Origin of the sequence: Microbacterium sp. 22195 (assembly GCF_052056515.1) — a bacterium.
Classification (GTDB): domain Bacteria; phylum Actinomycetota; class Actinomycetes; order Actinomycetales; family Microbacteriaceae; genus Microbacterium.
Window position 1 is genome coordinate 1 of record NZ_JBQEPE010000013.1, and the last position, 3,547, is coordinate 3,547.

2 rRNA genes are annotated in these 3,547 nt (G+C 55.2%); both read right to left on the minus strand.

The features are described from left to right. Positions 1–4: 4 nt before the first annotated feature. A 5S ribosomal RNA gene (rrf, locus tag ACTJJ4_RS18565) occupies positions 5–121 on the minus strand. A gap of 110 nt (positions 122–231) precedes the next feature. Continuing rightward, a 23S ribosomal RNA gene (locus ACTJJ4_RS18570) occupies positions 232–3,335 on the minus strand. Positions 3,336–3,547 lie beyond the last annotated feature (212 nt).

The window sequence follows — 3,547 nt, forward strand, 5'->3', positions numbered from 1 at the left end:
AGAAGTCCGGCGGTGTCCTACTCTCCCACAGGGTCCCCCCTGCAGTACCATCGGCGCTGTGAGGCTTAGCTTCCGGGTTCGGAATGTGACCGGGCGTTTCCCTCACGCTATGGCCGCCGAAACACTATTGACATGTATCAGGCAACATCACAACGAAAAGTGTGTGTTGTTGGTTCCCGACCGTACGTCGAGAACCACAAAGTGGACGCGTTCATCTCGCAGAAGGAGTGTGTTATCAAGTCATCGGCTTATTAGTACCAGTCAGCTGCACGTGTTGCCACGCTTCCACATCTGGCCTATCAACCCAGTCGTCTGGCTGGGAGCCTCTCCACCCGAAGGTGATGGAAGTCTCATCTTGAGGCCGGCTTCCCGCTTAGATGCTTTCAGCGGTTATCCATCCCGAACGTAGCTAACCAGCGGTGCTCCTGGCGGAACAACTGGCACACCAGAGGTTCGTCCAACCCGGTCCTCTCGTACTAGGGTCAGATCCTCTCAAACTTCCTACGCGCGCAGCGGATAGGGACCGAACTGTCTCACGACGTTCTAAACCCAGCTCGCGTACCGCTTTAATGGGCGAACAGCCCAACCCTTGGGACCTACTCCAGCCCCAGGATGCGACGAGCCGACATCGAGGTGCCAAACCATGCCGTCGATATGGACTCTTGGGCAAGATCAGCCTGTTATCCCCGAGGTACCTTTTATCCGTTGAGCGACAGCGCTTCCACAAGCCACTGCCGGATCACTAGTCCCGACTTTCGTCCCTGCTCGACCTGTCAGTCTCACAGTCAAGCTCCCTTGTGCACTTACACTCGCCACCTGATTGCCAACCAGGTTGAGGGAACCTTTGGGCGCCTCCGTTACTTTTTGGGAGGCAACCGCCCCAGTTAAACTACCCACCAGGCACTGTCCCTGAACCGGATCACGGTTCGAAGTTAGATATCCAGAGTGACCAGAGTGGTATTTCAACAATGACTCCACCATAACTGGCGTCATGGCTTCACAGTCTCCCACCTATCCTACACAAGCCACACCGAACACCAATACCAAGCTGTAGTAAAGGTCACGGGGTCTTTCCGTCCTGCTGCGCGTAACGAGCATCTTTACTCGTAGTGCAATTTCGCCGAGTTCGCGGTTGAGACAGTTGGGAAGTCGTTACGCCATTCGTGCAGGTCGGAACTTACCCGACAAGGAATTTCGCTACCTTAGGATGGTTATAGTTACCACCGCCGTTTACTGGGGCTTAAATTCTCAGCTTCGCCTTGCGGCTAACCGGTCCTCTTAACCTTCCAGCACCGGGCAGGCGTCAGTCCGTATACGTCGACTTGCGTCTTAGCACGGACCTGTGTTTTTAGTAAACAGTCGCTACCCACTAGTCTCTGCGGCCACCACACCCTTTCCGGAGCAAGTCCGTATAAGCGGGTGGCCCCCCTTCTCCCGAAGTTACGGGGGCATTTTGCCGAGTTCCTTAACCACGATTCTCTCGATCTCCTTGGTATTCTCTACCTGACCACCTGAGTCGGTTTGGGGTACGGGCGGCTTGAACCTCGCGTCGATGCTTTTCTCGGCAGCATAGGATCACCCACTTTTTATCCGCATCGTGTCTCAGCCTGTATGAGAGACGGATTTGCCTATCTCTCGGCCTACGCACTTGCACCAGGACAACCATCGCCTGGCTTGGGCTACCTTCCTGCGTCACACCTGTTAATACGCTCACGCCACCAGATGGGGTCCCGTGCTCCCTTGAACGATGCGACCCGAAGGTCACGGTGTCCAAGTTCGGACGGTTAGCACTCCTGATCTTGTGTGGGCGGTTCTTCGCCGGTACGGGAATATCAACCCGTTGTCCATCGACTACGCCTGTCGGCCTCGCCTTAGGTCCCGACTTACCCAGGGAAGATTAGCTTGACCCTGGAACCCTTGGTCTTCCGGAGGACGTGTTTCTCACACGTCTTTCGCTACTCATGCCTGCATTCTCACTCGTGTAGCGTCCACGGCTGGGTCACCCCGCCGCTTCACTCGCCACACGACGCTCTCCTACCCATCAACACGGCTGGACCACGAAGGCCTACCAAAATGTCAATGCCACAACTTCGGTGGCGTGCTTGAGCCCCGTTACATTGTCGGCGCGGAATCACTTGACCAGTGAGCTATTACGCACTCTTTCAAGGGTGGCTGCTTCTAAGCCAACCTCCTGGTTGTCTAAGCAACTCCACATCCTTTTCCACTTAGCACGCGCTTTGGGACCTTAGATGGTGGTCTGGGTTGTTTCCCTCTCGACTATGAAGCTTATCCCCCACAGTCTCACTGCTGCGCTCTCACTTACCGGCATTCGGAGTTTGGCTGACGTCAGTAACCTGGTGAGGCCCATCGGCCATCCAGTAGCTCTACCTCCGGCAAGAAACACGCAACGCTGCACCTAAATGCATTTCGGAGAGAACCAGCTATCACGAAGTTTGATTGGCCTTTCACCCCTATCCACAGCTCATCCCCTCAGTTTTCAACCTAAGTGGGTTCGGTCCTCCACGACGTCTTACCGTCGCTTCAACCTGGCCATGGATAGATCACTTCGCTTCGGGTCTAGGACATGCGACTGAATCGCCCTATTCAGACTCGCTTTCGCTACGGCTACCCCACACGGGTTAACCTCGCCACATATCACTAACTCGCAGGCTCATTCTTCAAAAGGCACGCTGTCACCCCTACTAAGGAGGCTCCAACGGTTTGTAAGCAAACGGTTTCAGGTACTATTTCACTCCCCTCCCGGGGTACTTTTCACCTTTCCCTCACGGTACTTGTCCGCTATCGGTCATCTGGGAGTATTTAGGCTTATCAGGTGGTCCTGACAGATTCACACGGGATTTCACGGGCCCCGTGCTACTTGGGATACTCTTCACGCTGCACACGACATTTCGACTACGGGGCTGGCACCCACTATGGCCCGCCTTTCAAGACGGTTCGTCTATATCGTCACATCACGTCGACCACTCGGCAGAATGATCAGAAAAGTCCCGCAACCCCGCTCCTGCAACCCCTGCCGGGTATCACACAGAAGCGGTTTAGCCTCATCCGCTTTCGCTCGCCACTACTCACGGAATCACTGTTGTTTTCTCTTCCTGTGGGTACTGAGATGTTTCACTTCCCCACGTTCCCTCTACCCGCCCTATATATTCAGGCGGGAGTCACCAGGTCGCACAAACGCCTGGCGGGGTTTCCCCATTCGGAGACCCTCGGATCAAAGTGTGCTTATCCACTCCCCGAGGCTTATCGCAGATTGCTACGTCCTTCTTCGGCTCCAGATGCCAAGGCATCCACCGTTTGCTCTTAAAGACTTGAAATCACATGAGAATCAGTCACATCCAGGAAAAGATGTGACCGAAGTTTTCTTTAAGATGCTCGCGTCCACTGTGTAGTTCTCAAAGTACGGGCGGTCCCCCACCCCCACTGCCATGCCGGCAACAGAAGTAAGGGCCGAGAGGTTCAGAACGACCCACCCTCCGAAGAGAGCCAGCCGGCCCGGTCCCTCAGGACCCAACAGCGTGCAGGCACC